Consider the following 24,851-nt stretch of genomic DNA (forward strand, 5'->3'; position numbering starts at 1 on the left):
TTCGGTTCTGTTCCTTCAGGCGCGGTAGACTGTCCCTATGAATTTTACGACCGGTGACTCAGTAGCTTTTGTTGGATATCGTGGCATGGTTGGGTCTGTGCTGATGAAACGTATGGAAGAAGAAGACGATTTTTCAGGTATTACTCCCGTCTTCTATTCCACCTCTCAGGCAGGTCAACCAGCTCCTTCGTTTAAAGGGGCAGAATCCAACGGTGTTCTTCATGATGCGTATGATATTGAGGATTTAGCGCGTCATCGTGTCATTCTCACCACTCAAGGTGGCGACTATACTTCACGAGTACATCCCCAGTTGCGCGAACGCGGGTGGGACGGTATCTGGATTGATGCAGCGTCCACTTTACGTATGAACGATGATTCAGTGATTGTTCTTGATCCGGTGAACCGTCATGTGATTGACCGTGCCCTTGAATCGGGTGTTAAAGATTTTGTGGGCGGTAACTGCACTGTTTCCTGTTTGCTGATGGGTCTTGGTGGTTTATTCAAGAACGGTCTTGTTCAGTGGGCTAGTTCGATGACTTATCAGGCAGCTTCTGGTGGCGGTGCCCGCCATATGCGTGAGGTTCTCAAGCAATTCCGTGATGTGTCGGCTGAGGTCAGTGCGGATCTTGACGACCCTGCCGCAGCCATTTTGGATATTGACCGTCAGGTTCTTGCAAAGCAGCGTTCTGGTCAGCTAGATACTGAACAATTTGGTGTGCCATTGGCAGGTTCGTTGATTCCGTGGATTGATAGCGATTTGGGTCAGGGGCAGTCTCGTGAAGAATGGAAAGCTGAAGTTGAGACGCAGAAGATTCTGGGGCTTTCCGATGATGAGCGGATTTTGATGGATGGTTTGTGTGTGCGTATTGCGACGATGCGCTCTCATTCTCAGGCTTTGACGCTCAAACTTACGGAGGATATCCCGTTGGCTGAGATTGAGCGTTTGATTGATGAGGATAATCCGTGGGCTAAGGTTGTTCCGAATACTCGTGAGGATTCTATGCGTGATTTGACTCCGGTTGCTGCTTCTGGTTCTTTGGAAATTCCGGTTGGGCGTTTGCGGAAGATGTCGATGGGGCCAGAGTATTTGAGTGCTTTTACGGTAGGTGACCAATTATTGTGGGGTGCTGCTGAGCCGGTACGCCGTATGCTCAATATTGTGACGGGAAAGCTATAAGAGGGTTTTTGTTCGCCTTGCTCATGTTGTTGTGGCGGGTGTAGCTTCTTGATAAAAATACGCGGTATTTGACTGTTCTGAGAGAGTTCGTCACATACCGCGTATTTTTATGGTGTGTAGGTTTTATATTTGGTTTTTTCGTTGGCGACGTTCTTCAGATCGTGCTTTAAAACGGCGCCAGATACCAATAACTTTTGCTTTAGCCCAGAGGTTGAGGCGGTGTGCCCACGCAAATTCGGTGCCCCATAACCCCATGCCGAGGAAGATGAAGAGCCATCCTGGACCGGGTGTTACGAGCATAACGATTCCGGCGAGAATGCAGAGGAGTCCTAGCGTAATAACGATGAAACGGTGTATGACCAAAAGTAGCGGGTGTTTGCTCATAAAGTTTCGTAGCTTCGCTAGTTTTTGGTGGATTTTGCTATCTTGGCTCTCATTAATTTCTTGGTCTAAAGACATTGTTTTTAGGCCTTCCCACTTTTATCAAGCGCTCATCGTTAGGAGTGTAAAAACTATTTATATCCTAAAAAGCTGGTGAGTTTCCGATAAATGCTGGTGAGTTAGTCTAGCGTTACGCCGACCATGACGGGTTCTGGTACTAAATGGACACCAAATTTTTGGGTTACGCCCTCACGTACGGTACGAGCAATGGCTAGGATGTCTTGGCATTGCGCGTTTCCGCGGTTGGTGATGGCCAGAGTGTGTTTTGTTGACAGTGATGCTCTAGCACCGCAGATGTCGTTGTGCTCGCGGTCTAGCCCGAAACCTTTGGAGAATCCGGCGTGCTCTATCAACCATGCCGCGCTGAGTTTAGTTTTGCCGTCGATGAGGTTTCCTTGTACATCGTAGACGGGGTATTGTGGCGCGTTTTGTGGAAGATTTTTGAGCTGGGTGTTGTCGATAATGGGGTTGGTGAAGAAGGAGCCGGTGGAATAGGTATCTCGGTCTTGTGGGTTTAGCACCATTCCTTTTGATGCGCGTAGCATCAGCACTTTTTCTCGTACGTCTTGTAGTTCTGCTCGGTCTCCTGCATTAACTCCGAGTTGTCGGGCTAGTTCTGCGTATCGGATGGGGGCAGATTCTGCTCGTTTTTCGAGGGTGAAGACGACGCTGAGCACAACATAGCGGGAGAGCCCGTTAGACATGTGTTGTTTCAGGAGTGAGTCTCGGTAGGAGAAGTGGAGTTCTTCGTTGCTGAAAGTGATGATTTCGTTGGTGTTTCTATCCCATACGCGTACCTGTGTGATAGTGTGCGCTACTTCAGAGCCGTAGGCGCCAACGTTTTGTACGGGGGTTGCGCCAACGGTTCCGGGGATACCAGAGAGCGCTTCTACCCCAGACCAGCCTTCGTTCACTGCGTGTTCTACGAATCCGTCCCAGGAGTGTCCAGCTTGTACACGGACGGTGACGGCTATTTCGTTGCTATCAGCGTCAAGGATTTCTATGCCTTCGGAGACAATATGGAGTACTGTTCCGTTGAAGCCTTCGTCTGAGACGAGGATATTTGAGCCTCCACCGATAATTAGAAGAGCATCTGAGCGTTGCTGTATATCTTTGAGCGCGTTAATGATGTCTGCTTCGGAGGATGCGCGAATATAGGTTTTTGCGGGTCCGCCAACTTCTGCGGTGGTTATTTCTTTCAACAACATTTCATTCACGTTCTCTAGTCTAGCGTGCGTGGCGGTTGTTCATTCTGTTCTGAATGAACCTGTATCGAAGTTATTATGGGCAAAGATTCGGTGTATATGGGGCGGTGTTGTGTGGTTTTTTCTGGTGGTCTGAGGTGTTTGGTGAGGAACATGGAGAGGAGGATGAAGCCGAGAACGATAGAGAGTCCTTGGCGGATACCGAAGTGTTCTCCGAGTAGTCCAAGTAGTGGTGGTCCGCCGAGGAAGGCTGCGTATCCAATGGTTGATACGACTGAGACGCGCACCGCTGATTTGTGAGGATCGTCTGAGGCGGCTGACATGCCGGTGGGGAATCCAAGCGAAACACCGATACCCCAGATGAGTAGCCCGAAGAATCCGATGAGGACGTTTGGGGCGAAGATGAAGATGCTCAGCCCGCATAGGGCTAAGGTGCAAGTGGCACGTATGACGGGCACTCTACCGTAACGGTTAAGGAACCATGTTCCACTCAGCCGTCCAAAGGTCATTGCTCCAACGAATACGGCGTAGCCAATGGAACCGGTGGTAGCGTCTGCTCCATATTCTTGAGTGAGTGCTAGTGCTGCCCAGTCGTTGGCGGAACCTTCGGCGAGCGCCATTCCGAGGACGAATAATCCGATGAAGATGGTGTGTTTGTCGCGCCATGCGTCGCGTACTTTGTAGGAGGATACTTGTTGCATGGTGTGGGTATCTTCTGCCCCGTAGTGTTCGCTGTGGCATTGTGAGATGGAGTATGCAACGATGATGGCAATAAGGCAAGCGAAGTAGATGCTGTGCCAGAGGAATGGTATCCCAAGTTGAGTGTCGAGGGCGCTCAGCAGTGCCCCAATGACGGTTCCAATAGAGAAGAAGCCGTGCATGGTGGAGGTGACGAAGCGTCCTAAGGCTCTTTCGACAGCGACGCCTTGGACATTAGCTGAGACGTTTGAGACGGCACTACCTAGGCCTATGGTGCTGAGGCAGATGACGGCGAGGGGGATGTTGCTGTGGTGTACTGCAATGCCGACTCCTGCTAGACCGCAGGTGGAAATTGAGTAACAGAATTTTAAGCAACGTCTAGCGCCAAAGCGTGAGACGAGTACTCCTGAGACGGTGACGGCGAGGAATGAGCCGAGTGTTTGGGCGAGTAGGAGTAGTCCCATGGGTCCGGCAGAGAGTTCTAGCCCGTGAGCGATATCGGGTAGGCGTGCTAGCAGCCCCGATAATGCTAGTCCGCTGGCAAAGAATATTGCCAGAATAGCTCGGTACCAGGTGTTGATGTCTTTTCTGCTCAGAGGGGTTGAAACCAACCGGATGCCCTTTCGACCAGTAGTGTGAAGTTGTTTGTTTTTAGAGTTGTACGATGGCTTGTGCTTTGAGGAGAACTTTTTGTTCTTTGCCGTTTTCGTCTGTGGTGGTGACGGTGAGGTCTACTCGTGTTTGTTGTGTGTCGGGGTAGAGTTCCGCAATTTTTCCTGAAACGTGCACGGTTGCGGTGGGTTCTTGGGGGTTTTGTTGTGCTGGTGCGTCGGGAACGATGACGGGTTTGCTGAAACGGCATTGGTAGTCGATGATGGCGCCGGGGTCGGTTGCCCATTCGCTGACGAGGTTGATGGCTAGCCCCATGGTGTACATTCCGTGGGCGATGACTCCTGGTAGTCCTACGGATTGTGCGAACCGTTCGTTCCAGTGGATGGGGTTGTAGTCTCCTGATGCTCCTGCGTATTTGATGAGGTCGGCTCGGCTGATAGAAAAGCTTGTGTTGCCGATGTTCTCGCCTTTTTCGAGGGTGTTGAAGGTTGGTTTCATGGTTATTCTCCTCGAATGAGTAGTGAGGTGGTGCAGGTGCTCAGTAGTTCGCCATCGGTGGTGTGTAGTTCTTCACGTGTGGTGAGCATTGCGCTAGTGCCGATCATGCGGAGGTTTTCTACGTGCACGGAGGTGATGATGTTATCTCCGGCGGTGATGGGTTGGTGGTGGGTGAATCGTTGGTCGGCGTGGACGACTCTGCTGAAGTCAATGCCTGATTCTGGGTCTTGAATGAGTAGGCTATCTGCTTGTTGTGCCAAGATGATGGCGTAGGTTGGTGGTGCAATGATGTCACGATAGCCGGCTTTTTGTGCGGTTTTGGTGTCGTGGTGTAGGGGTGATTGTGCTTGTGTTGCGTGCGCAAATTCTCGGATGTGTTCTTTTCCAACGGTGTAGGGGGTGTTGTTAGTGTATGTTTTTCCGAGGATTTCGGGGTTAATTTTTTGGGTGTTGGGCATGGTCTTAGTCTATAGCTTTGAGGTGAAGATGACCTATTTTTGCCAGACATTTTGTGTTTTCTAGGCTATTTTCAATGAGCAAGTTGTCACTTAATTTATAGTGTAATTCAGCAATAGAAAATCTTTACAAAGAAACTAAATACCGCCCTGGCAAGCAACTTAAATCTAGATAATTTTATTTCTTAAAAATATTTTTTCTTAGAATTTCCTTGACTTACTTAAAAATATAGGGGTATGGTTTGAGTCATGAACAAATAGTAACGCAAAACACTCTAGTCATGTAAATGCATTTATTTTGTTCATCAAATATCACTATCTATTTTCAGTAAGGAATGAGCCATGTCGTACAGCTCACTAGCAAAGAAAACCTTGGCTGCCTCTGGAGTTGCCGTTGCGTTAGGAACAGGGTCCCTTGTATCTCTTCCTGCTGCCAATGCGTCAGTCTATGCTTGCCCAACATCAAACGTATGTGTTTATGAACACGAGTGGTTCCACGGCGCATCGCAGACTATTAGCGGTTACGCTACTTACACCGACCTTGTTGGTGGGCTGCATGACCGAGTTACGTCTTGGATTAACGCCAATAGATACGCTACAGAATACCTTGGTGATAGAAGTTGGTGGGGACAGGAAGAAACCCGTTATCTTCCTGCGGGCTGGTACGAACACAATCTTTCTAACTCCGGTTTCAACGACCGAGCTGACTACGTAAGACGCTAAGAATTTACTACCCAATTAGAATTGCAGATAGTACCTCTGTAGTGTATCTACACCATACTCTATAGATACACTACAGAGGTGCACTTTTTAAGGTTTACTTCATCATGAATCGAAACAAAATCAGTAGCTCCCTAACCGTCTTATGCTTAGCCCCGTTGATTGCTCTTTCTGCATGTTCATCTTCTACACACGATGACGATGCCAAGAATTCAGCATCGCAAGTCGCACCGGCAGATATCAAACCAGCGCAAAATCCTGACCCGCAGGCGATGGAGAAAATTAATCAGTTATTCTCTGTGACCGAAACAATGCATAAGGCGCAGCAAAAGGCGTTGATTCAGTGTGTTGCTCAGCATGGGGCACATATCGTAGAGGTTCCGCTCTCCACCTATAACGTTCAAAAAGAAACTTTTTCGCCGCTTTCTCTCGAACATGCGCGTCAGCACGGCTACACATCTGAAGACAGGGATATTGAAGAATCTATCAGCCAACAAGACAGTCCTAATGCCCAAGAATTTATCATGGGAAACCCCATGAACGGTAGTGTTAGCGTAGAAGGCATAGGTGGCGCTATCGCTAAGGACGGTTGTCTTGCCCAAAGCTATCAAGAAGTTTTTGGCACACCTGAAGCCGGTGTTATTTTTGTGGGAGGTCCGCACGCCATCGTAGAGCCGTACCGCCAAGCAATCTGGAAAGACCCTCAAGTAAAAACAATTGAACAAGAGTGGTCACAGTGCATGAAAGAAGATTTTCATCAAGACGTCCCTAATACGTTTGAAGCCAGAAAACATGATTCATCCGTTGAATCAGCCGTACAAGATGCACAATGCCGTGAAAAAACTGGCTACGATCAAAAAATGGCAACACTATCTAACGCTTATTACACGACTTTGCTCAACGATAAACCAGCTTTGATTGAAAATATCGCCCAAGCAAAGAAAACTGCTGAAGAAAACGCACCCAAAATCATTCAGCAAACACCATAAACAATAGATATTCAGGTTGGGGTTTCACTACGACAAGTGAAACCCCAACTCATATCGTGTTGTGTCCCTTCCCTACACGTTGCGCCCCTGAGCAGAAAGACATCTCATGACGGCTACCAAAAAATCCAAGCTTTGGGTCATTCTCCTCGTAGTGATTCTCTGCGCTATCACCATCGGTTCGCTCATTCTTGCTATGAGCTTTAAAACAACCGCCCAAAAAGCAGCAGAAGCAGCTGCCCCACCCCCATCAACCGTTACAGCAGAAGTCACTAAAGAACGCCTACGCACCGTTACTGACGTCATCTGCACACCTGGGTACAGTGGCACAACAAATCTACAGCCCCGCAATATCGCTCCCAACGGACAATACACCAATATTGATATCGTCCAAGGTGAGGTACTCCGTCAAGGATCACACCTAGCAGATATCAACGGCTCCCCTGTAATTGCACTCATTGGAGGATTCTCCCTCTACCGAGACCTACATCTTGAAGACTCTGGTCCCGATGCCGAACTACTCAACAACAACCTTCAAGAGCTCGGCTTGATGGGAAATCAAGGTGCCACTATCACCGCCGAAACGTACCGTGCTCTCAACGCCCTCTACGCGGGTTTTGGGTACCCACCGCTAAAGAACGAAGACACTATCCCTGTCTCAGGTTTTATTGTCCTGAGCGAACCATCCACCGTCATTAGCGCACCACGAAGCACCGGAGACGCTCAAACTGAGCCACTAGCACGTATTGCTGCTGGCACCAAAGAACTCCTGTGCACCGGCCCATCAGGAGAACTCACCCCCGAAGCACAAGACGGGCAGAAAATTCTTTTCCCCGCATTCTCTAACACCGAATACACAGCCCGACTCACCACCCCCACCCAACAGCAAAATACCGATAACGCACCAGAACAAGCACGCCCACACAATGAAGGTGCGCCACCAGTCATCAACGCACCTCAAGAGAAGAAAAAGCTTGTTCTCAATATCCCCGAAGAACTCTCCACCAACGAAGGAACCGTTCGAGGAGTGCTCGTCCTACAAGAAGCGCCAGAAGACCAGCTCGTTGTACCAACCTCAGCAATCTTCAACCGAAATGGAACCGATAAAATCACTCTCGTCAAAGGGGATTCTGAAGAGGAAATCCCTATTCAGGTGATTTTCTCGGCAGAAGGTAAAAGCGCAATTACTGCCCAAGGACACGAGCTCGCCCCCGGAGAACACGTCAAAATACCGGTAGGTGCATAGATTCTATGACGACTCAAGAACATAGCGTCATCGCTGAGAATCTCTCCAAAGGATTCGTTCAAGGCGAAGAGCACATCACCGTCCTTGAACAGCTCAATCTCACCCTCAATTATGGTGAGGTAATCGCCATCCTTGGGCCTTCTGGCTCTGGTAAAAGCACCCTATTGAACATCCTCGGGTTACTATCAACTCCCGATGAAGGAACCTATGTTCTAGACGAAGAAGATACCTCAGCCCTTAACGCCAAAGAGCGAGCGCTCCTTAGACTGCATAAAATTGCGTTTGTCTTTCAGGCATTTCACCTCATTGACCATAAAAATGTCTTTAAAAATGTTGAACTACCACTGATATACCAAGGTGTACCACCGCAAGAACGTGCAGAACGAGTGAAAGCCATTATTGAACGGCTTGGGTTATCGCACCGTCTTTACGCAAAAATTAATACCCTCTCTGGCGGCGAAAAACAACGTGTTGCCATTGCTAGAGCACTGGTGACAGAACCAAAGGTTCTTTTATGTGATGAGCCCACAGGCTCTTTAGACGCAGAACGAACCCAAGAAGTTATCGCATTACTACGAGAGGTCACAGGCGAAGAGCAAACGACCATTGTGGTCACACACGATAGCGATGTTGCGCGAGAATGTGACCGCTGTTTACGTGTTGAATCAGGCAGGCTGGTCGAGGATACTCGTTATCGTCCTTCTGCCAATACTGCTCAACGAGTCAAAGATTCTTCTGTTGTACCGGTGCACGCAATAGAAATGAACCGTCCACGGTGGTTTGTTGCAAGTATCAAAGAAGCTTTTGACGCGTCGATACATCGCATGAGACGTAACCTTTTTACGATGTTTGCAGTAGCTTTAGGTATTGCTTCATTAGTTTTGACGGTGGGGCTTACAGCAACTATCTCGGGGCAGCTTTCGGACGCATTCGATGTGTTTCTTGCTCAGCGCGTCACGTTAGAGGAGACTTCAAAAACTCCGATGACTCAAGAGCAAATTCTTGAGTTAGAGCAATCTGCACCCTATAAGAACCTCAAAAATCTTCACGGAGTTAAAAACGTTGCGTTAATGAAGCAAGTAGTATCGGGGGCTATCGTGACGTCTGCCCCTGTGTTGGGACAGGCGAACTATTTTCAGGGAACAACGCCTGTCGACGCCTCTGTATATCGTGCAACAAGCAGCGTCTTTGTTGCACAAGGACAAAACCTTATTGCAGGTCGACTTTTCGACCAAGGCCATAGCCAAAGAGCCGATCAGGTTGCTGTTGTCGGGGAAGGTTTATTACAAAGGCTCAACATCACGTGGTCAGAAGGTTTATATCTTTACGTTAAGGGTGTTCCTATCAGCATTATTGGCGTCGTTTCAGAGAATCCTTCACTATCTGAAACCTATGCTTCCATCTATGTTCCATTAGGTTCAAAGCTCACGTTAAAAGATGCTGGCAGTATCAGTACAGAACCACTGAAGATTATTCTCGCGACAGACCCGGGTGCAACAAATCAGGTAGGGCAAGAAGCCGTATATACGATTTCTCCAGACCGCCCAGGAAAATTTACCGCGGTCTTACCACCTGAGCCGAAAACCCTTCGAAATGCGGTAGATACGCAGCAGAAGAACCTCCTTATCGCGATGTCGTTAGTGACGCTTAGCATTGGTGCTATTGGCATTATGAATACTTTTCTTGTAGCTGTCATTGAACGCCGTAAAGAAATCGGGTTACGGCTTGCTATTGGTACAGACCCTCGCGGTATTCTTCTTCAGATAGCCGCCGAAAGCATCATGGTCAGTGTCATTGGAACAATTGCGGGCATTGTTTTAGCCGTCAATATCATTGCCGTTGTGTGCCTCATCAACCAGTGGACACCTATTATCGGTGCAGAAACTATAGGTATCGGGTTGCTCAGCGGTTTGCTTGTTGGTGTTTTAGCAGGGTTATACCCCGCGTTTAAGGCATCTCGTGTTGAACCGGTACAAACCCTCTCTGAAGGGTAAAACTTCTATCCCATCCCCCCATACATGTTAAGAGGTGCTTGTGATACTAGCTGTATCACAAGCACCTCTTAATATTTACGTAGCTAAAATGGTGAAACCGTTACTGTTTTACGCGTTATATACCGTAGCTTTCTTCAGGGCACGAGGCGAACGAGCATCAAGAACAAAGCCAATGACTGCGGCAATGAGAGTCGGCACAGCCCAACCTAGCTCTTGAGAGAAACCAGGAGACCAGCTAATGAGCGGCGCAATTATTGCAGAACCCCACCCTAAGGTGTTCAACGCCGATAAGCTGGCAAAAGCTACTGCTACGCCCAACGCACCACGGAACGTCCAATAAAGATTCTTACCGGTGAAGGGTTCGATAAGAGTCAAGAAAATCAAAGTGATAGCGGCAGGATACAGAACCCCAATAATCGGAGCAGCAACCATCAGTACTGCGCTCAGTCCCAAGGTTGATAGGGCAAAAGCAATCAGAGAGAAAATTACTAGCCATACACGGTAAGAAATAGCGGGTACTAATTTAGCGAAGAATTCGCTTGTTGCACCTAAAAGACCAACAGCAGTAGTCAAACATGCCAAAAGGACGATGAGCCCAAATATGCTAGCACCCCAGCTTCCCATGGTCTGCTCTGCAGCATACGAGAGAAGTTGTGCACCGTCTTCAAAAGAACGCCCTTGAGGAATATGCGCACCAATAATCGCTAGACCAGCATAAACGATTGCGAGAAGAACACCAGCAATGATGCCAGCGATACTCACACCACGGGTGAGCGCCCGCCCTTGAGGGATGCCTTTATGTTGCAAGGACGATACCACGATAATGCCAAATGCTAAGGCCGCCAGAGAGTCCATGGTGAGATACCCAGAAATAAAGCCAATGCTCAAGGGGTGTTCACCGTATTTTTCGGTAGGAGCTGGTGCGTCGCCACTAAAGGTTGAAATACCTAAGATTACGAGTACAGCAAGCAATAGTAGAAGTAGCGGGGTTAGCACTTTACCAAGAGCATCAACGATAGTTCCAGTGTGTAAGCACAAAGCAAAAGTTATCCCAAAGAAAAGTGCGCTAAAAAGTGCTGCAGCAGGTAAAGAGTCAATACCAAAGATTGGTACGACGGCAGTGGAAAAGCTGACGACTGCAGTACGTGGTAATGCGTAGAATGCACCGATAGAAAGATATACCAGTACGGGGAAAAGAACACCGAAAATTACGCCACCGCGGTTGGCGAGGTCGTGTATATCGCGTCCAGAGATAGCGATAGCGAGGATACCTAGTACAGGTAGAGCGACTCCTGTCAGAAGAAAACCAATGAGTGCGGGAATAAAGTTTTCTCCGGCTTCGGCGCCAAGGGCTGGCGGGAAGATGAGGTTTCCTGCACCGAAGAACATAGAAAAGAGCATCAGTGCAGCGATAAAGATTGTTGATAAGTTTCGTACGGGGTGAGAGGTATGCACGGTTATAACCCATCATAATGAAATGTTGTATGGAACGATAGCAAAGAAAGCTCCTACGACGAGAGCATTGTGTGCTACACCGTAGGAGCTACTAAAAAAGCTCATCCAGATATTATCTGAATGAGCTTTTTGCTGAGCCCCGACCGGGAATCGATCCCGGGACCTCCATCTTACCAAGATGGCGCTCTACCACTGAGCTATCGGGGCGAAGTAGCGGTGGACGGGCTCGATCCGTCGACCTCACGATTATGAGTCGTGCGCTCTAACCAGCTGAGCTACACCGCCAAGTATGTGCCTCATGTCAAGACTCATACAGAGCCCCGACCGGGAATCGATCCCGGGACCTCCATCTTACCAAGATGGCGCTCTACCACTGAGCTATCGGGGCAACAGGGAATACATTACCGTACTCACCAAGAAAGGCGCAAATATTTTCACACTATATTGAGGTGTTCTGCGCCACTACTCTTAATATTTTTTACCTTGACCACGGTTTTTTCTAAAACCACGGTCATCGCCAAAGCGCTTAGAACCAGAATCACGGTCACGGCGGTTGTATCCGCCACGGTCTGAACGGTTACGGTCACCATAACCGCCGCGGTCGCCACCGCGGTCACGGCGGTTGTATCCGCCACCTTCACGGTTTCCTCCGCCAAAGCGTCCACCGCCACTACGTGGTCCGCGGTCTTTAGAGATATTAACGTATTCACCGTTAATTTGGGTGTCTTTGAGACGGTCGAAGAAATCGCGAGGAAGGTCTTCGGGCAACCCTACAACAGTGAAGTTCTTACGGATGTCGATAGAACCGATCTGTGAGCCTTTGATGCCGCCTTCGTTGGTCAAAGCGCCAACAATCATACCGGGGTTCACACGGTTGTTATGGCCAACCTGAAGCTTATAGTCAACCATTCCAGCTTCTGGTCCGCGGGGTCGACGTTCACGGCGCTCAGAACGCTCAGAACGATCGTCGTCGAAACGGTCACGACGACGGTTCTTCATCTCTGGGATTTCTTCCACAAAGAAGGGGCGACCTTCTTGCGCAATAACAGCTAAAGCAGCTGCAATTTCTAGAGCGTCAACGTCGTTTTCATTCTCGTATTTCGTGATGATTTCACGGAATAGTGAGAGGTCTTCAGTTTCGATGGTGTCAGTAATTTGTTGAGCGAAACGAGTCTTACGATTCTCGTTCACGTCATCAACTGATGGCATGTGCATCTGCTCAACTTTTTGACGAGTTGCCTTTTCAATCTGACGCAACATGTATTTTTCACGAGGAGTCATGAACAAGATTGCTTCACCGTCACGACCGGCACGGCCAGTACGTCCAATACGGTGTACGTATGATTCAGTATCGTGAGGGATGTCGAAGTTGACGACCAAGGAGATACGTTCTACGTCAAGACCACGAGCAGCAACGTCGGTTGCCACAAGAATATCTACACGCCCGTCACGCAAAGAATCAACGGTGCGTTCACGGAGTTGTTGAGGGATGTCGCCGTTGATAGCAGCAGCTTGGTATCCGCGAGCCTTAAGTTTTTCGGCGAGTTCTTCGGTCTCTTTTTTGGTACGAACGAACACGATGACGCCGTCATAGTTGCCCACTTCAAGAACTCGGGTCATTGCTTCAAGCTTGTGCGAGTGCATGACCTGAATGAAACGCTGGCGAATATTAGAAGCGGTAGAAGTTTTAGACTTTACGCGAATTTCGGCAGGATCGTTGAGGTATTGATCAGCAATTTTGCGAATGGTCTTCGGCATGGTTGCAGAAAATAGTGCAACTTGCTTGGAGCTAGGAGTCTGGGCAAGGATTTCTTCGACGTCTTCAGCGAATCCCATGCGGAGCATTTCATCGGCTTCATCCAATACGAGGTATTGAAGGTCAGAGAGATCTAGTGAGCCTTTTTTCAAGTGGTCGATAACGCGACCGGGTGTGCCAACAACGACCTGTGCGCCACGGCGTAGACCGTTAAGCTGAGGGCCGTAAGGAGAACCGCCGTAGATGGGGAGGACGGTGAAATCGTCCATGTGGGTGGCGTAGGAGGTGAAGGATTCAGCAACCTGTAGGGCGAGTTCACGGGTGGGGGCAAGAACAAGCACCTGGGTTGCTTTAGAAACACCGTTGATGTCAGAAAGTTCTGCAAGGCGGGACAACGCTGGGACAGCGAAAGCCGCAGTTTTACCGGTACCGGTCTGTGCTAGACCAACAACGTCGCGTCCTTCAAGGAGCAAAGGAATGGTTTGTTCTTGGATGGGGGAAGGCTTTTCGTAGCCAACTTTTTCTAGAGCTGCCAAGACACGTGCGTCAAGACCGAGGTCAGTAAATTTGATGCCTTCGTCTTCTGCGGTGTTTTTCTCGGTAGTTTCTTCAACGAGGTTTTCGGTGGTGTGTGTGGGCTCGATGAACTCTAGTTCTGCTTTAACAGCAGAGTTATTTTCTGTCAATTTTTCCTACTTCAAAGTGGGGTCGGTTGCACCCAATTTTTAGGGTGCAGGTAACCGGGACTCCCTGCTCGCGTAGTTGGGTGCGCCATCTACTATTCGGCGCTACCTTATATCCTCCGCGGTGAAAATAATTCCAGCGGAAACGTGAACTCCATGAAAACTCATAATGAGATAACGGACGGAGTGTTTTAAAAGGTTTGCGCGTATAAAAGCGAGCTGTTTCTCTCAGGCTGACAACATGATAGTTGTTAGCCAGTTTCTGATTAAGCGCCTGTTTTCAGTCGGTCGGCGCGCGCATCTGTGTTTATGGGAAACCGGTAATGTACATTGTTTACCTTACCGTATAAAACGAAGTTTTAGGGAATCGGGTGACAGAACCGACACTAAAAGCAGTTTATGCCCCGACTCTCTCGAGTACATAAATTGTGCCAAACCGCTGATATTCGCGATAGTTTCCACCAAAATATTTTCGTGCATAATGTGCAGGATCTTTGGGGGCAGATTTTCCCCATCCTCCCCCAGCACGGTCAATGACAACGTATTGAGGATGGGCGTTATGTGTCTTATCTCCAATCCAGAAAACTTGGTGTTCGGGCACGAGATATGTCAAAAGAGATAAATCAGAAGCTACGGAACTATGGGCCGGAATAGATTCTAATGCTTGTTGTTTTTCATACTCTTCAACGCTCAACGAAGATGATAGGAAGCCGGTGTGGGTGATTTTCCATAATGGTTGGTAAGGGAAAGAAACAATAACGATAAGAAACGCCAACCATAAAAAGCTTGTACGAGTTAGCTCTTGAGCACGTTGAGTCGATAGAGCAAAAAGGTGTTGAGCTTTAGCGCTGAGATAACGTAACGGTGCAAAACGGTGCATCGACAAAAGTGCGTCCAGCAGGGCCATAAACACAATGGGCATAAGGACCAAAGAATAATGCCAGGTTGGCGCCCAATACGATTCATGCGGTGATAGAAAACGCCAGAGTATTGTCGGTAACGCGATAAGCGCCAAGGGGGAAAGGACCCATAGAAAAACTCCAGAGAAGAGTAACAACACCAGAGTCAGAGTTTTTTGCCAGGGGTAGAACAGCAGTCCGAAAGATTGTAAAGGATCCGAGAGTATTTCAGAGAGGTTGAGTTTATCTGAGTAGTCGAATACTCCTCCACTGTTGTAGGCGGGCAGGATGACGAGGACAGAAAGTAGCGACCACATAATTCCCCAGAACAGTAGCAGTACAGCATGCAACGAACCATCGTGACGATTAATGGTACGTGTTGCATGAAGCATACGTTGTGGTACCGGTAGTGCCGAGGATGCAGAGGGAAATAGTCTTTGGTGGATGGAAGTTATGGTTCCAGCACGAATAGCAATAACGAGGGCAATCGTAGCAACTGTGATACCGAGGTCTTCTTTGACGAAAGCTATCGGCATCGCCCAGTAGCAGGCTCGTTTGAGGTTTTTTACTGATTCTGAGGTCTTTTGGCTTAGGACGATGTTCCCTAAAGAGGCACAGAGAAAAGGCAGGGCAAAAGCCACTTCGTGGAATTGTACTGATACCGCATTTTGCACGCCGAAGCTTAGCCCGTAGGCGATAGTTAGCGTGATGGCTCCGATAGGAGGAATCACCTGTTGGGCGTAACGGCAGAGGAGATAAGCAGAATACGCTACTAAAGCGTTCTGCACGTAAAGGAGTGTTGCTGGAGATGGAAAGAGCGCGTAGAGGGGTCCAAGAATTATCAAGATGGGGTGAAAGTGGTCTCCCCAGAGGTTAAACCCTGATCCTTTGATGTCTACGATAGGTGGAAAATGTAGTTGCGAATATTCTTGCGCTAGTTGAGAGAAGATTCCTAAGTCCCATGAGGGGGTGTGGTAGTGCACATATTGAAAATAGGAGTACAGGCTATAGAACGCGAAAAGGGCGAACGCAAGAGTCCATGCAGTGAGTCGAGACGTAGATATGAATGACAGCAAAGATTGATGAGGCTGTTCTTGAGCAGATTGTGAGTCTGAGGTCTTTGCCGTGGCTGTCATGGGGTGTTGTTCTCTCCAAGGTGTTGCGTGCTCTTATGCGGTAAAGAATCTTGAGCAAACATGTACAGAATGTAGGATAACTTTTTCGCCGAAGTTTTCGTGCGCTTTAGAGGGTAGTAGATATAAAAATTAGGGGTGGGTTAATCCGCTAGAAGAGCAGTGGATTAACCCACCCCTATAGTGTCTTAGGTTAGACACCGAGTATGGTGGTGTACCTCCGTTTAGGAGTTTTCTTCTGCTTCTTGTTGCTGGGCAACTTGTTGGTGAACTTCTTCCATATCTAGTTCGCGTACGGCTTGAATAACTTGTTCAAGTTGTTTTGCGTTAAGTGCGCCAGGCTGAGAGAAGACGAGTACACCTTCACGGAATGCCATGAGTGTGGGGATGGACGAGATACTCGCTGCTGCTGCTAGTTCTTGTTGTTCTTCGGTGTTGATTTTTCCGAAGGTAATATCGGGGTGTTTTTCGGAGGCTTCCTCAAACACGGGAGAAAATTGTTGGCAAGGACCGCACCATTCTGCCCAAAAGTCCAGAAGCATGATGTCGCTTGACTGTACTTTTTCGGTGAGGTTTTCTTGATTTATTTCTATAGTAGCCATAGTTGTCACCCTACCTGCAGATGTTTATCTAGCACAATACGGTTTCACTCTCAAAGAATATCTGAGTGAGCGTAGTGCAGAAAATAGAGGCATAAACAGCTCTTTATTATCTCAAGAGATGAGATATCGGCTTATAGATACAAGAAAACCCACCTCCTAGGAGGTGGGTTTTAGCTTGTGGCAGATGAGGGATTCGAACCCCCGTAGGCAGTGCCAGCTGATTTACAGTCAGCCCCCTTTGGCCGCTCGGGTAATCTGCCAGAATCATTATTTCTAATGACTGGTATTCGCATGAGCGAACATGACTACACTACCGGATATTTGGTGAAAACAAAAACCGAAACAGCATTTTGTGACAAAAGTTACTACATTCCAGTGTGGAGCTAGACAGTCTGAGCCATCAGCTCTTGTTCTTGCAACAACCTCATCTCAAAGTTTTCTAGATACGCATAGGCTTGTTCCTCAGTGCACATTTGCCCACGAATCTCCCGAATAAGGTTCTGTTTCACACCCTCAAAACGTTCCACAAGATACTCGCTTTCGAGAGTTTCTCCTAAGGTCTCAAGAGACTCATAGAAACAAGGTTCTACAGCCGAAAGGCTCTTAACTGATTCATCAGATGATGGGTCGACACCATGGTGCTCTGAGATATCTGAGCTCACGTCCTTGTGAGTATTCAAAACATCACATTGAGCAGGAGTGTCACCACGACGATTTTTTGTCATAGCTCTATCATCGCTGTTTAAGGTGAACACTAGCTGACAGTTAGGTCACATATTCATAACAATTTTTTTGGTATACCACCAGCAGAAACAGAGCAAAACATGTACCGTTATCTATAACAGCCGATGCAATATTTCTCGTTGCTTTTATCTAGAGCAGGAGAATCGCATCTTCATACATCTAAAGGAGTATTTCTTATGGCAAGCGAATCATCGTTTGACGTTGTTTCTAAAGTCGACAAGCAAGAAGTATCTAACGCATTGAATCAAGCTCAAAAAGAAGTCTCACAGCGTTATGATTTCCGAGGAGTAGGCGCCGATATTAACTTCTCTGGAGAAAAAATCCTCATCAAAGCAAACTCCGAAGAACGTGCCCTAGCTGTACTCGACGTTTTCCAGTCAAAACTTGTCAAACGCGGCATTTCTTTGAAGTCTCTTGACGCCGGTGCCCCATACGCTTCTGGCAAAGAGTTCCGTATTGAGTGTTCTATTAAAGAGGGCATTGCCCAAGACCAAGCTAAAAAGATTTCTAAGCTCATTCGCGAAGAAGGCGCTAAGGGAGTTAAGGCAACCATCCAAGGCGATGAACTACGAGTTTCGTCTAAATCACGCGATGATCTTCAAGATGTTATTGCGTTGCTCAAAGGTGCAGATTTGGAGGTTGACCTTCAATTCGTTAACTACCGATAACAGATTAAAGGTTCGAACCATTTAATATGGTTTTGTTTGATACACCAAAATAGTGGTGGCACAGCAAAATTGCTGTGCCACCACTATTTTTATGAGGTTTTATACCAAATATTTTATAGCTGCCCCATACTACGAGCCTGCGCTTCAAGGCGAGCAATACGATCTTTCATCGGAGGATGTGTTGCCATAAGTCGCTGTAAATCAGCTCCTCGGAACGGCTGAGCAATCATCATTGACGCGGTGTTGACCACTTTAGGGTTTTCGGCAGACATAGGGTATCGGCTTACCCCATGTTCTAATTTATGCAAAGCAGAAGCTAACGCAAGAGGGTCTCCAGTAAGTCGAGCGCCGTCTTCGTCGGCATCGTATTCGCGGGTACGGCTAATGGACATCTGAATCACACCAGTAGCGATAGGAGCTAAGAACGATAACAATAATGCGACGAGCATATTTTGCCCGCGACCTTCGCGATCTCCTCCCCCAAACATTCCGGCAAAGCCAAGATATTGAGCAATAGACGTAATAACAGAGGCAATAGCAGCAGCGACAGAGCTTGTCAGAATGTCACGGTTATACACGTGCATTAGCTCGTGTCCGAGGACACCACGCATTTCTCGCTCGTCCAGAAGCTGCAAAATACCTTCAGTGCAGCAAACCGCCGCGTTCTGGGGGTTGCGTCCTGTCGCAAAAGCGTTAGGAGTCATCGTCGGGGCAACGTATAGAGCGGGCATAGGCTGACCTGCTCGTGTAGAGAGCTCTTCAACAATTTTGTAAAGCCCTGGAACTTGTTCACGGGTTACGGGGTAGGCATTCATTGAGCGGATAGCGACAGAGGCAGAGTTCCAATAGGTGTACATCACACTACCGACGCTCATCAGTGCAAATATCCAGATAAACGCACTATTATTCATCATCGATGAGAGAAGATAACCGACAAAGAGTAGGAACCCTACCATTGACCCCATAAGGACAGAGGTTTTGAGTCCATTGTGATGACTATGCATGTTCTTCAATTCCTTGTAGTCTTCTTTTCTTCAAAGAATATATGGAAATCCTGAATATTTTATTGATTTTTCTCAAAAGATGGCGGTGTTCCCTGCAAGCGCAAGAGAACACCGCCATCTGATTAAGACGTTAAATTCTTGAGCCGACGCTCGTTCCGTTATCGATACAAGAGATTGATTCAATCTCACGGACGTTATAGAACGCAGCAAGGACGTAATAGGTGTATTCGGAATTTAGGACGGCAGAAGGCATCCATACGATATCTGTATAAATGTTTTCTTCTGGGTCGCCGAATACTGTGTAGTTTAGAACGCATTGAACGTTTGTTGGAACGTCAGTTCTTCCAAAGTCATCCCACGGAATGCTACGACTCCATTGCCTGTATTCTTCAGTGTTGTACCATCCTGGAACAAAGGTTTCTTCACCTTCATCTTCGCCTATTTCAGGCTGAGGGTTTTCTTCAGGTGTTCCGGTATCTTCACTGATAGGTTCGGGAATAAGACCATAATACGGAGGCGGTACGGTGTCATCTGGTTGTGTCGGGGTGTCATTATCTTCGTTGTCATCCCAGAAACTGTCGCCTGCTTCGGGGCGCCAGTAGCCCTCAGCTTCACCGTCTGTTCCGTTATCACCTTCATCTGGTGTGCCAGGTTCTGTTGGGTCGACTGGTTGTGTTGGGTCGGCCGGTTCTGTTGGGTCGGCCGGTTGTGTCGGGTCGGCCGGTTCTGTTGGGTCGGCCGGTTCTGTTGGGTCGGCCGGTTCTGTTGGGTCGGCCGGTTCTGTTGGGTCGGCCGGTTCTGTTGGGTCGGCCGGTTCTGTTGGGTCGGCCGGTTGTGTCGGGTCGGCCGGTTGTGTCGGGTCGGCCGGTTGTGTCGGGTCGGCCGGTTGTGTCGGGTCAGCTGGTTGTGTCGGGTCAGCTGGTTGTGTCGGGTCGGCCGGTTGTGTCGGGTCGGCCGGTTGTGTCGGGTCAGCTGGTTGTGTCGGGTCAGCTGGTTGTGTCGGGTCGACTGGTTCTGTTGGGTCGGCCGGCATCATAGGATCTGATACCCCGCCACTTCTAGCAGAGCGAACAGCCCACTCATCATTACCAGCGACAGTACCTGATTCATCAGCATCCTGAGAATCTGCCGGAGGAGGAAGGACTACCTCCTCACTACGGTCTCCTCCAACAGGAGAAGGAACATTATCCTCCAAAGCAGGCTCAACAGAATGCGGTTGATGAGTACCTGCCATTTCAGTAGTGTCTACAGTTTTAGGCTCCGAAACCGGAGAAGCGGTAGAAACAACCTCCGGTACCTTCTTGACCGGCTCACGAGGAGCTTCTGAAACAGCAGAAGAGCTCCCCCCACTACGAACTGAAATAACAGGAGCTGAATTATCGACAAAGACAGATGGCTCATCGTCTTGTTTCTGCACAGGAGCAGGCGCTTCAATCACAGGGAGTTCAACAATTCGCGGAGTCGGTGGGGTCTGCACAGCTTCCTGAACAGAGGCAGATTTTTGAGGTGTAGATGGTGCCGATACTGGTTGAGATATTGTTGCGGTACTAGCAGGAGCAGCATCAGATGTTTTTTGCTCAGTATTTGGAGACGGCGTTGAACCCCCAGCAGAAGAGGGCGATTCGTCGTTCTTTTCAGCGGAAGATTCGGGGGATGTTATTGGTTCTGCAGGTTTTGCTGGAGGTTCAGAAACATCGGGTATTGGTGTTGGTGCTGGAGCAGACGAAATTCCTTCAGCACTGATAACAGGCTCTTGAGAATCACGAGAAGTTGATTGGCTCGAGACAATAATGCCCCCACTAATCGCAACTGCGGCTACCGTTGCAGCAGCAACACCTGCCACAGCTTGCCCTTTGGTTCCCCACGTTTTAGGAGAGAGAAAGCTAAGAGTTCCAGCGCCGGAGGCTCCACTGCTATTGGCTACCGCAGCGGAGGTTCCCATAAGTCCAGCGCCGGCAGCCGTACCGCCGGCAGCAGCGGTAAAGGTTGGAGCGATAATCGCAAGACCATCGGTTCCCCAGACAGAGAGACCGGCGAGAACAGGGAAGACCCAGCTACGCATGGACTTGCTGACGTCAACAAGTGATAGATATTCACCAGTACAGTGAGAACAACCTTCAAGATGTAGGCGTAGAGCATCACTACGTTTTTGGGTTAATGAGCCGAGAACGTACGGGCTAATATGGCTTGAAAAACGTTTACAGTCTGGTGTTTGAGGAGTGTTTTGATGTGCACGTAGGAAGCCTTCTTTGAGGCTAGTTTTAGCGCGAAGAGATAGAGCAGAGACTGCGTTCGGGGACAGGTTCATCGCAGAAGCAATTTCTTGAGGTTTTTTTGCTTCGATTTCGGTTAACCATAAGACAGTCTGCCAGCGTTCCGGCAAAGAGGTGAAAGCAGAAATCACTTCGTCAGAATCATGGAGTTTAACGACGGTTTCGTCGAGGGTTCCCATAGCTTCAAGGTGTTCTTCTTCGCTAGGAATCTCACGTTGAGAGAGCAACCCGAATTCGCCAGCTAGGTGGGCGATAGTTGTGGCAAGGTAGCCTCCCATATAGGAGTGAGGTCCTTTTCCGCTCTCGAGTGCATGCAAGATCCGAGTAAAACTCTCAGAGACGATATCATCTACGCGGTGGGCATCTGAAGTATGTTTAAAAGCAATAGCTCTCGCCATGGGGTGATAACGATTATAGAGCTTGCTATAAGCTTCAACGTCTCCATCGCGAACGAGCGATAGAAGAAACTCGTCAGTTTCTTCTGGGTTGCTAAAAGTATGTTGCTTTTGCATGTTCAGTTTCCTGCATTTCAGTGCAGCGCAGACACGCCAAGTCTTGTTGCGCTGAGAACGATGGTTCTTTTCCACCACTTCTTTGAGGTATCTATTGGGGAAATAAACCGTATGTGAAGTTTCCACTTTAGATAAAGTATCTAGATTATACCTAAATATTACGGCAAATACAGCGTAAGTAACACAACCACCGGCAAGCGCATCACTCCCTAATGTGATGCTTAAGCTTGCCGGTGGCGTTTTACAGTGTTGATGAAGGAACTTTTCATAGTTCTCTCACCATATGAGTAGGTATTCCCTAAACTACATGCCCTACCATGCAGATACCTACTATTTGTTATGCGATAGACAATCTCGGTTCCCTAAAGATATTCCGACATTGCAGCCCTTTTCTTTTGCAAAGACTCTAGCTTGCGTGCAGCGTCTTTACTGTTTTCAGCAAAGTTTTAGCAAGTGGCTTCCCTAAGTTATTCCACTCTGAATCGATTCGTAACCGCCGGTGCTTACAGGCTCTGTGCCTGCTGCGATCCGAACATCGTTCTTTGCTGATTCAACGGTTTTTACGCCGTCACTTATTAAGAGCGGAAGAACGGCAAATCGTGACGCGAAAAAATAAAAAACTTTCCAAAAAAATTCTGCCCCACTAAAATAGTGCTTTTGGCTAGGCGTAATAGAGAAAAAAGTTTTTTGGATTTTCTTGTTTTCGGCGGAAAACTTCGCGCTGGAAAACTTTTTTCTCATTCTGCTATTATGAGTAAGTCATATCTGCTATTATGAAATAGTCAGAATAAAACACTCAGGTGGACCATGAAAGGTGACCTTATGCATCACACCATGCAGACCCTCGACAGAGAGTCACTCACACAAGCATGGACAGCAACGCTACGCACCAAAGGCCGTCGCGTCACAAAGCAACGCCTAGCGGTACTCGTAGCAGCACATAAGCACCCGCATGCTACCGCAGAAGATATTGTTGCAGCCGTCCGAGAAGAGCTACCAACCATCACTGTCCAGTCTGTATACGTCATCCTTGCAGACCTCGTCAGTATCAACATGCTCCGCAAATTCGAACCGCCTGGAACACCTGCACTCTACGAAACACGTACTGCAGACAATCACCACCACGCCTTCTGCATCCGATGCGGAAAAGTTCAAGATGTTGATTGCGCAATAGGTGCTTCCCCGTGCCTCACGCCCAGTGACCACCACGGGATGGCGTTAATCTCAGCAGACGTCCTCTACCAAGGAATCTGCCAAGACTGCCAAACAGAGCAAGAACGCTCCGTGGCACAAGAACAACAACGCCAAGCAGCAGAACTTCACACACACTAATCACACAACAGGAACAGAGAGGGCCTTCCCCACATATGGCCCTCTCAACACCTCACAAAAAATAAAGGAAGAAAAGTCATGACCGAAACCATCGGAACTTTTACCACCACAACCACAGGCACACCCGTCGCCTCCGACAACAACTCCCTCACCGTAGGCAACAACGGCCCTATCGTTCTTCACGATGCATACACCGTAGAAAAGCTCGCACAATTCAACCGCGAGCGCGTACCCGAACGTGTTGTCCACGCTAAAGGAACCGGCGCATACGGTGTTTTCAAAACAACTGAAGACGTCTCCGCATACACCCGTGCAGCACTCTTCCAGCCCGGCGTAGAAACCGAAACTCTCGTACGTTTCTCCACGGTTGCAGGAGAGCAAGGCTCACCTGATACCTGGCGTGACCCTCGCGGTTTTGCCGTTAAGTTCTACACCACTGAGGGTAACTACGACATCGTCGGCAACAACACCCCCATCTTCTTCATCCGTGACGCTATCAAGTTCCCAGACTTCATTCACTCTCAGAAGCGTCTACCCCAAACCGGTCTACGCGATAACGACATGCAGTGGGATTTCTGGTCACTTCGCACCGAATCAGCACACCAAGTCACATGGTTGATGGGCGACCGCGGTATCCCCAAGACCCTACGCCACATGGACGGGTTCGGCTCCCACACCTTCCAGTGGATTAACGCTGAAGGTGAACGCTTCTGGGTGAAGTACCACTTCAAGACCAACCAAGGCAACGACTTCCTCACTGCTCAAGAAGCAGAAGAACTCGCAGGTAAAGACGCTGACTACCACCGTCGTGACCTCTTCGAGTCTATTGACCGCGGCGAATTCCCTTCATGGACTTTGCATGTTCAGATCATGCCTTATGAAGATGCTAAGAACTACCGTTTCAACCCCTTCGACTTGACTAAGGTATGGCCACACTCTGACTACCCGCTGATTAAGGTTGGTACTCTTACTCTCAACCGCAACCCACAGAATTTCTTCGCTGAAATTGAGCAGGCTGCATTCTCCCCCTCAAACTTCGTTCCCGGTATCGCAGCATCTCCCGACAAGATGTTGCTCGGACGTATCTTCTCTTACCCAGATGCGCACCGTTACCGTGTTGGCACCAACTTTGCTCAGCTACCTGTTAACTCTGCAAAGGCGGCACCCGTCAATAACTATTCTCAAGATGGAACCATGCGTTACAGCTTCAACGATCCATCAGTACCTTCTTACGCGCCAAACAGCCTAGGTGGTCCTCACGCTGATGCTGAGCGTGCAGGCGAAGGTTCTTGGGAAGCAGATGGTGAGCTTGTTCGTGCGGCAGCATCCTTGCACGCAGAAGACGATGATTTCGGTCAGGCACGCTCTTTGTACGCTGTAACCATGAACGATGAGGAACGTGCACGTCTCGTTTCTAACATCGCTGGACACGTTGGCGCAGTTCGCAATGACGATATCCGCGAACGTGCGTTGAAGTACTGGGATTCTGTTCATGAGGAACTTGGAGCACGCGTTCGTGAAGCGATTGCTCAGATGAGCTAAGCTCGTGTACTCACCCTAACCGTTTAGGGTAAAAGGAGTGGCTGTCACAAGATGATTCCTTGTGACAGCCACTCCTTAGTTTAACTTGTAGTTTTGGTAGTTCTTGTTGACGCTAGATAGCTGTTTTTGTTTTCGCAACCAAGACGTTTGAGCATGCGCTAAGAGCCAAGGGCCTTGTCGTTGGCACAATCTATCGGCAGGCTAAACTTCTTCCG

20 protein-coding genes and 4 tRNA genes are annotated in these 24,851 nt (G+C 48.5%); 8 read left to right on the plus strand and 16 right to left on the minus strand.

All coding sequences use genetic code 11. The annotated features are described in order from the left end of the window. Positions 1–37: 37 nt before the first annotated feature. A complete protein-coding gene (gene asd / locus ACN084_RS01230; RefSeq protein ID WP_419100910.1) occupies positions 38–1,177 on the plus strand; it encodes an aspartate-semialdehyde dehydrogenase in 1,140 nt (379 codons plus the stop codon). Between the two features lie 123 nt (positions 1,178–1,300). On the opposite strand, the gene ACN084_RS01235 is transcribed toward asd, so the two are convergent. The 5 genes from ACN084_RS01235 to ACN084_RS01255 all read right to left on the minus strand — a co-directional run bounded on the left by ACN084_RS01235 (position 1,301) and on the right by ACN084_RS01255 (position 5,090). Continuing rightward, entirely contained in the window at positions 1,301–1,636 is a 336-nt protein-coding gene (locus ACN084_RS01235) for a TIGR02611 family protein (protein ID WP_419105638.1), read from the minus strand. A gap of 101 nt (positions 1,637–1,737) precedes the next feature. Beyond that, positions 1,738–2,835 (minus strand): UDP-N-acetylmuramate dehydrogenase, encoded by a 1,098-nt coding sequence (locus ACN084_RS01240; RefSeq protein WP_419105639.1) that lies wholly within the window; start codon positions 2,833–2,835, stop codon positions 1,738–1,740. A 5-nt stretch (positions 2,836–2,840) separates the two neighbouring features. After that, positions 2,841–4,133 carry an MFS transporter gene (locus ACN084_RS01245; protein WP_419105640.1) on the minus strand — a complete coding sequence of 431 codons (1,293 nt, stop codon included), beginning with the start codon at positions 4,131–4,133 and terminating at the stop codon, positions 2,841–2,843. Between the two features lie 40 nt (positions 4,134–4,173). Further along, complete coding sequence (locus ACN084_RS01250; protein ID WP_419100914.1) at positions 4,174–4,632, minus strand: MaoC family dehydratase; 459 nt, start codon at positions 4,630–4,632, stop codon at positions 4,174–4,176. A gap of 2 nt (positions 4,633–4,634) precedes the next feature. Next, a complete protein-coding gene (locus ACN084_RS01255) occupies positions 4,635–5,090 on the minus strand; it encodes an FAS1-like dehydratase domain-containing protein (RefSeq protein ID WP_419100915.1) in 456 nt (151 codons plus the stop codon). Between the two features lie 339 nt (positions 5,091–5,429). Here ACN084_RS01255 and ACN084_RS01260 point away from each other — a divergent pair, with 339 nt between their 5' ends. From ACN084_RS01260 to ACN084_RS01275, 4 genes are all read left to right on the plus strand, one after another. Next, complete coding sequence (locus tag ACN084_RS01260) at positions 5,430–5,810, plus strand: peptidase inhibitor family I36 protein (protein ID WP_419105641.1); 381 nt, start codon at positions 5,430–5,432, stop codon at positions 5,808–5,810. A 104-nt stretch (positions 5,811–5,914) separates the two neighbouring features. Then, positions 5,915–6,796, plus strand: coding sequence for a hypothetical protein (locus tag ACN084_RS01265; RefSeq protein ID WP_419105642.1), 882 nt, complete (start codon positions 5,915–5,917; stop codon positions 6,794–6,796). A 106-nt stretch (positions 6,797–6,902) separates the two neighbouring features. Continuing rightward, a complete protein-coding gene (locus tag ACN084_RS01270; RefSeq protein ID WP_419105643.1) occupies positions 6,903–8,039 on the plus strand; it encodes a secretion protein HlyD in 1,137 nt (378 codons plus the stop codon). Positions 8,040–8,044: 5 nt separating this feature from the next. Next, on the plus strand, positions 8,045–10,033 hold the full coding sequence (locus tag ACN084_RS01275; protein WP_419105644.1) for an ATP-binding cassette domain-containing protein: 1,989 nt from the start codon (positions 8,045–8,047) through the stop codon (positions 10,031–10,033). Positions 10,034–10,141: 108 nt separating this feature from the next. Here the strand turns inward: ACN084_RS01275 and brnQ are convergent, their stop codons facing one another. The 9 genes from brnQ to ACN084_RS01320 form a co-directional block, all read right to left on the minus strand. Then, on the minus strand, positions 10,142–11,488 hold the full coding sequence (gene brnQ, locus ACN084_RS01280) for a branched-chain amino acid transport system II carrier protein (RefSeq protein ID WP_419105645.1): 1,347 nt from the start codon (positions 11,486–11,488) through the stop codon (positions 10,142–10,144). 135 nt (positions 11,489–11,623) lie between these two features. Then, positions 11,624–11,695, minus strand: a tRNA-Thr gene (locus ACN084_RS01285). Between the two features lie 4 nt (positions 11,696–11,699). Beyond that, positions 11,700–11,773: transfer RNA gene (locus tag ACN084_RS01290), tRNA-Met, on the minus strand. A 31-nt stretch (positions 11,774–11,804) separates the two neighbouring features. After that, positions 11,805–11,876 (minus strand) — tRNA-Thr (locus ACN084_RS01295). Between the two features lie 80 nt (positions 11,877–11,956). Then, positions 11,957–13,888 (minus strand): DEAD/DEAH box helicase, encoded by a 1,932-nt coding sequence (locus ACN084_RS01300; RefSeq protein WP_419105868.1) that lies wholly within the window; start codon positions 13,886–13,888, stop codon positions 11,957–11,959. A 436-nt stretch (positions 13,889–14,324) separates the two neighbouring features. After that, positions 14,325–15,962: a DUF2079 domain-containing protein gene (locus ACN084_RS01305; RefSeq protein WP_419105646.1), complete on the minus strand. Its 1,638-nt coding sequence runs from the start codon at positions 15,960–15,962 to the stop codon at positions 14,325–14,327. A 221-nt stretch (positions 15,963–16,183) separates the two neighbouring features. Further along, entirely contained in the window at positions 16,184–16,561 is a 378-nt protein-coding gene (trxA, locus tag ACN084_RS01310) for a thioredoxin (RefSeq protein ID WP_419100922.1), read from the minus strand. A gap of 178 nt (positions 16,562–16,739) precedes the next feature. Beyond that, positions 16,740–16,821: transfer RNA gene (locus ACN084_RS01315), tRNA-Tyr, on the minus strand. Between the two features lie 123 nt (positions 16,822–16,944). Continuing rightward, on the minus strand, positions 16,945–17,286 hold the full coding sequence (locus tag ACN084_RS01320) for a hypothetical protein (RefSeq protein WP_419105647.1): 342 nt from the start codon (positions 17,284–17,286) through the stop codon (positions 16,945–16,947). 195 nt (positions 17,287–17,481) lie between these two features. Between ACN084_RS01320 and ACN084_RS01325 the strand changes: the two genes are divergently transcribed. Continuing rightward, positions 17,482–17,973 carry a YajQ family cyclic di-GMP-binding protein gene (locus ACN084_RS01325; protein ID WP_419105648.1) on the plus strand — a complete coding sequence of 164 codons (492 nt, stop codon included), beginning with the start codon at positions 17,482–17,484 and terminating at the stop codon, positions 17,971–17,973. A gap of 113 nt (positions 17,974–18,086) precedes the next feature. Here ACN084_RS01325 and htpX read toward each other — a convergent pair whose 3' ends face one another. Then, entirely contained in the window at positions 18,087–18,977 is an 891-nt protein-coding gene (htpX, locus tag ACN084_RS01330; RefSeq protein WP_419100925.1) for a zinc metalloprotease HtpX, read from the minus strand. Between the two features lie 130 nt (positions 18,978–19,107). After that, positions 19,108–21,762, minus strand: coding sequence for a sigma-70 family RNA polymerase sigma factor (locus tag ACN084_RS01335; RefSeq protein ID WP_419105649.1), 2,655 nt, complete (start codon positions 21,760–21,762; stop codon positions 19,108–19,110). 822 nt (positions 21,763–22,584) lie between these two features. Here ACN084_RS01335 and ACN084_RS01340 point away from each other — a divergent pair. After that, positions 22,585–23,094 (plus strand): Fur family transcriptional regulator, encoded by a 510-nt coding sequence (locus ACN084_RS01340; protein ID WP_419100927.1) that lies wholly within the window; start codon positions 22,585–22,587, stop codon positions 23,092–23,094. Positions 23,095–23,172: 78 nt separating this feature from the next. Next, positions 23,173–24,636: a catalase gene (locus ACN084_RS01345; RefSeq protein ID WP_419100928.1), complete on the plus strand. Its 1,464-nt coding sequence runs from the start codon at positions 23,173–23,175 to the stop codon at positions 24,634–24,636. Positions 24,637–24,851: the final 215 nt, after the last annotated feature.

This window comes from Rothia sp. P7208, from assembly GCF_048512915.1.
Lineage (GTDB): Bacteria > Actinomycetota > Actinomycetes > Actinomycetales > Micrococcaceae > Rothia.

What these genes read in the sequence shown, in the direction of transcription:
- asd (WP_419100910.1), top strand. Translation starts at nt 38, where the DNA reads ATGAATTTTACGACCGGTGACTCAGTAGCTTTTGTTGGATATCGTGGC.
- ACN084_RS01235 (WP_419105638.1), bottom strand. Translation starts at nt 1,636, where the DNA reads ATGTCTTTAGACCAAGAAATTAATGAGAGCCAAGATAGCAAAATCCAC.
- ACN084_RS01250 (WP_419100914.1), bottom strand. Translation starts at nt 4,632, where the DNA reads ATGAAACCAACCTTCAACACCCTCGAAAAAGGCGAGAACATCGGCAAC.
- ACN084_RS01255 (WP_419100915.1), bottom strand. Translation starts at nt 5,090, where the DNA reads ATGCCCAACACCCAAAAAATTAACCCCGAAATCCTCGGAAAAACATAC.
- ACN084_RS01260 (WP_419105641.1), top strand. Translation starts at nt 5,430, where the DNA reads ATGTCGTACAGCTCACTAGCAAAGAAAACCTTGGCTGCCTCTGGAGTT.
- ACN084_RS01265 (WP_419105642.1), top strand. Translation starts at nt 5,915, where the DNA reads ATGAATCGAAACAAAATCAGTAGCTCCCTAACCGTCTTATGCTTAGCC.
- ACN084_RS01270 (WP_419105643.1), top strand. Translation starts at nt 6,903, where the DNA reads ATGACGGCTACCAAAAAATCCAAGCTTTGGGTCATTCTCCTCGTAGTG.
- ACN084_RS01275 (WP_419105644.1), top strand. Translation starts at nt 8,045, where the DNA reads ATGACGACTCAAGAACATAGCGTCATCGCTGAGAATCTCTCCAAAGGA.
- ACN084_RS01305 (WP_419105646.1), bottom strand. Translation starts at nt 15,962, where the DNA reads ATGACAGCCACGGCAAAGACCTCAGACTCACAATCTGCTCAAGAACAG.
- trxA (WP_419100922.1), bottom strand. Translation starts at nt 16,561, where the DNA reads ATGGCTACTATAGAAATAAATCAAGAAAACCTCACCGAAAAAGTACAG.
- ACN084_RS01320 (WP_419105647.1), bottom strand. Translation starts at nt 17,286, where the DNA reads ATGACAAAAAATCGTCGTGGTGACACTCCTGCTCAATGTGATGTTTTG.
- ACN084_RS01325 (WP_419105648.1), top strand. Translation starts at nt 17,482, where the DNA reads ATGGCAAGCGAATCATCGTTTGACGTTGTTTCTAAAGTCGACAAGCAA.
- htpX (WP_419100925.1), bottom strand. Translation starts at nt 18,977, where the DNA reads ATGCATAGTCATCACAATGGACTCAAAACCTCTGTCCTTATGGGGTCA.
- ACN084_RS01335 (WP_419105649.1), bottom strand. Translation starts at nt 21,762, where the DNA reads ATGCAAAAGCAACATACTTTTAGCAACCCAGAAGAAACTGACGAGTTT.
- ACN084_RS01340 (WP_419100927.1), top strand. Translation starts at nt 22,585, where the DNA reads ATGCATCACACCATGCAGACCCTCGACAGAGAGTCACTCACACAAGCA.
- ACN084_RS01345 (WP_419100928.1), top strand. Translation starts at nt 23,173, where the DNA reads ATGACCGAAACCATCGGAACTTTTACCACCACAACCACAGGCACACCC.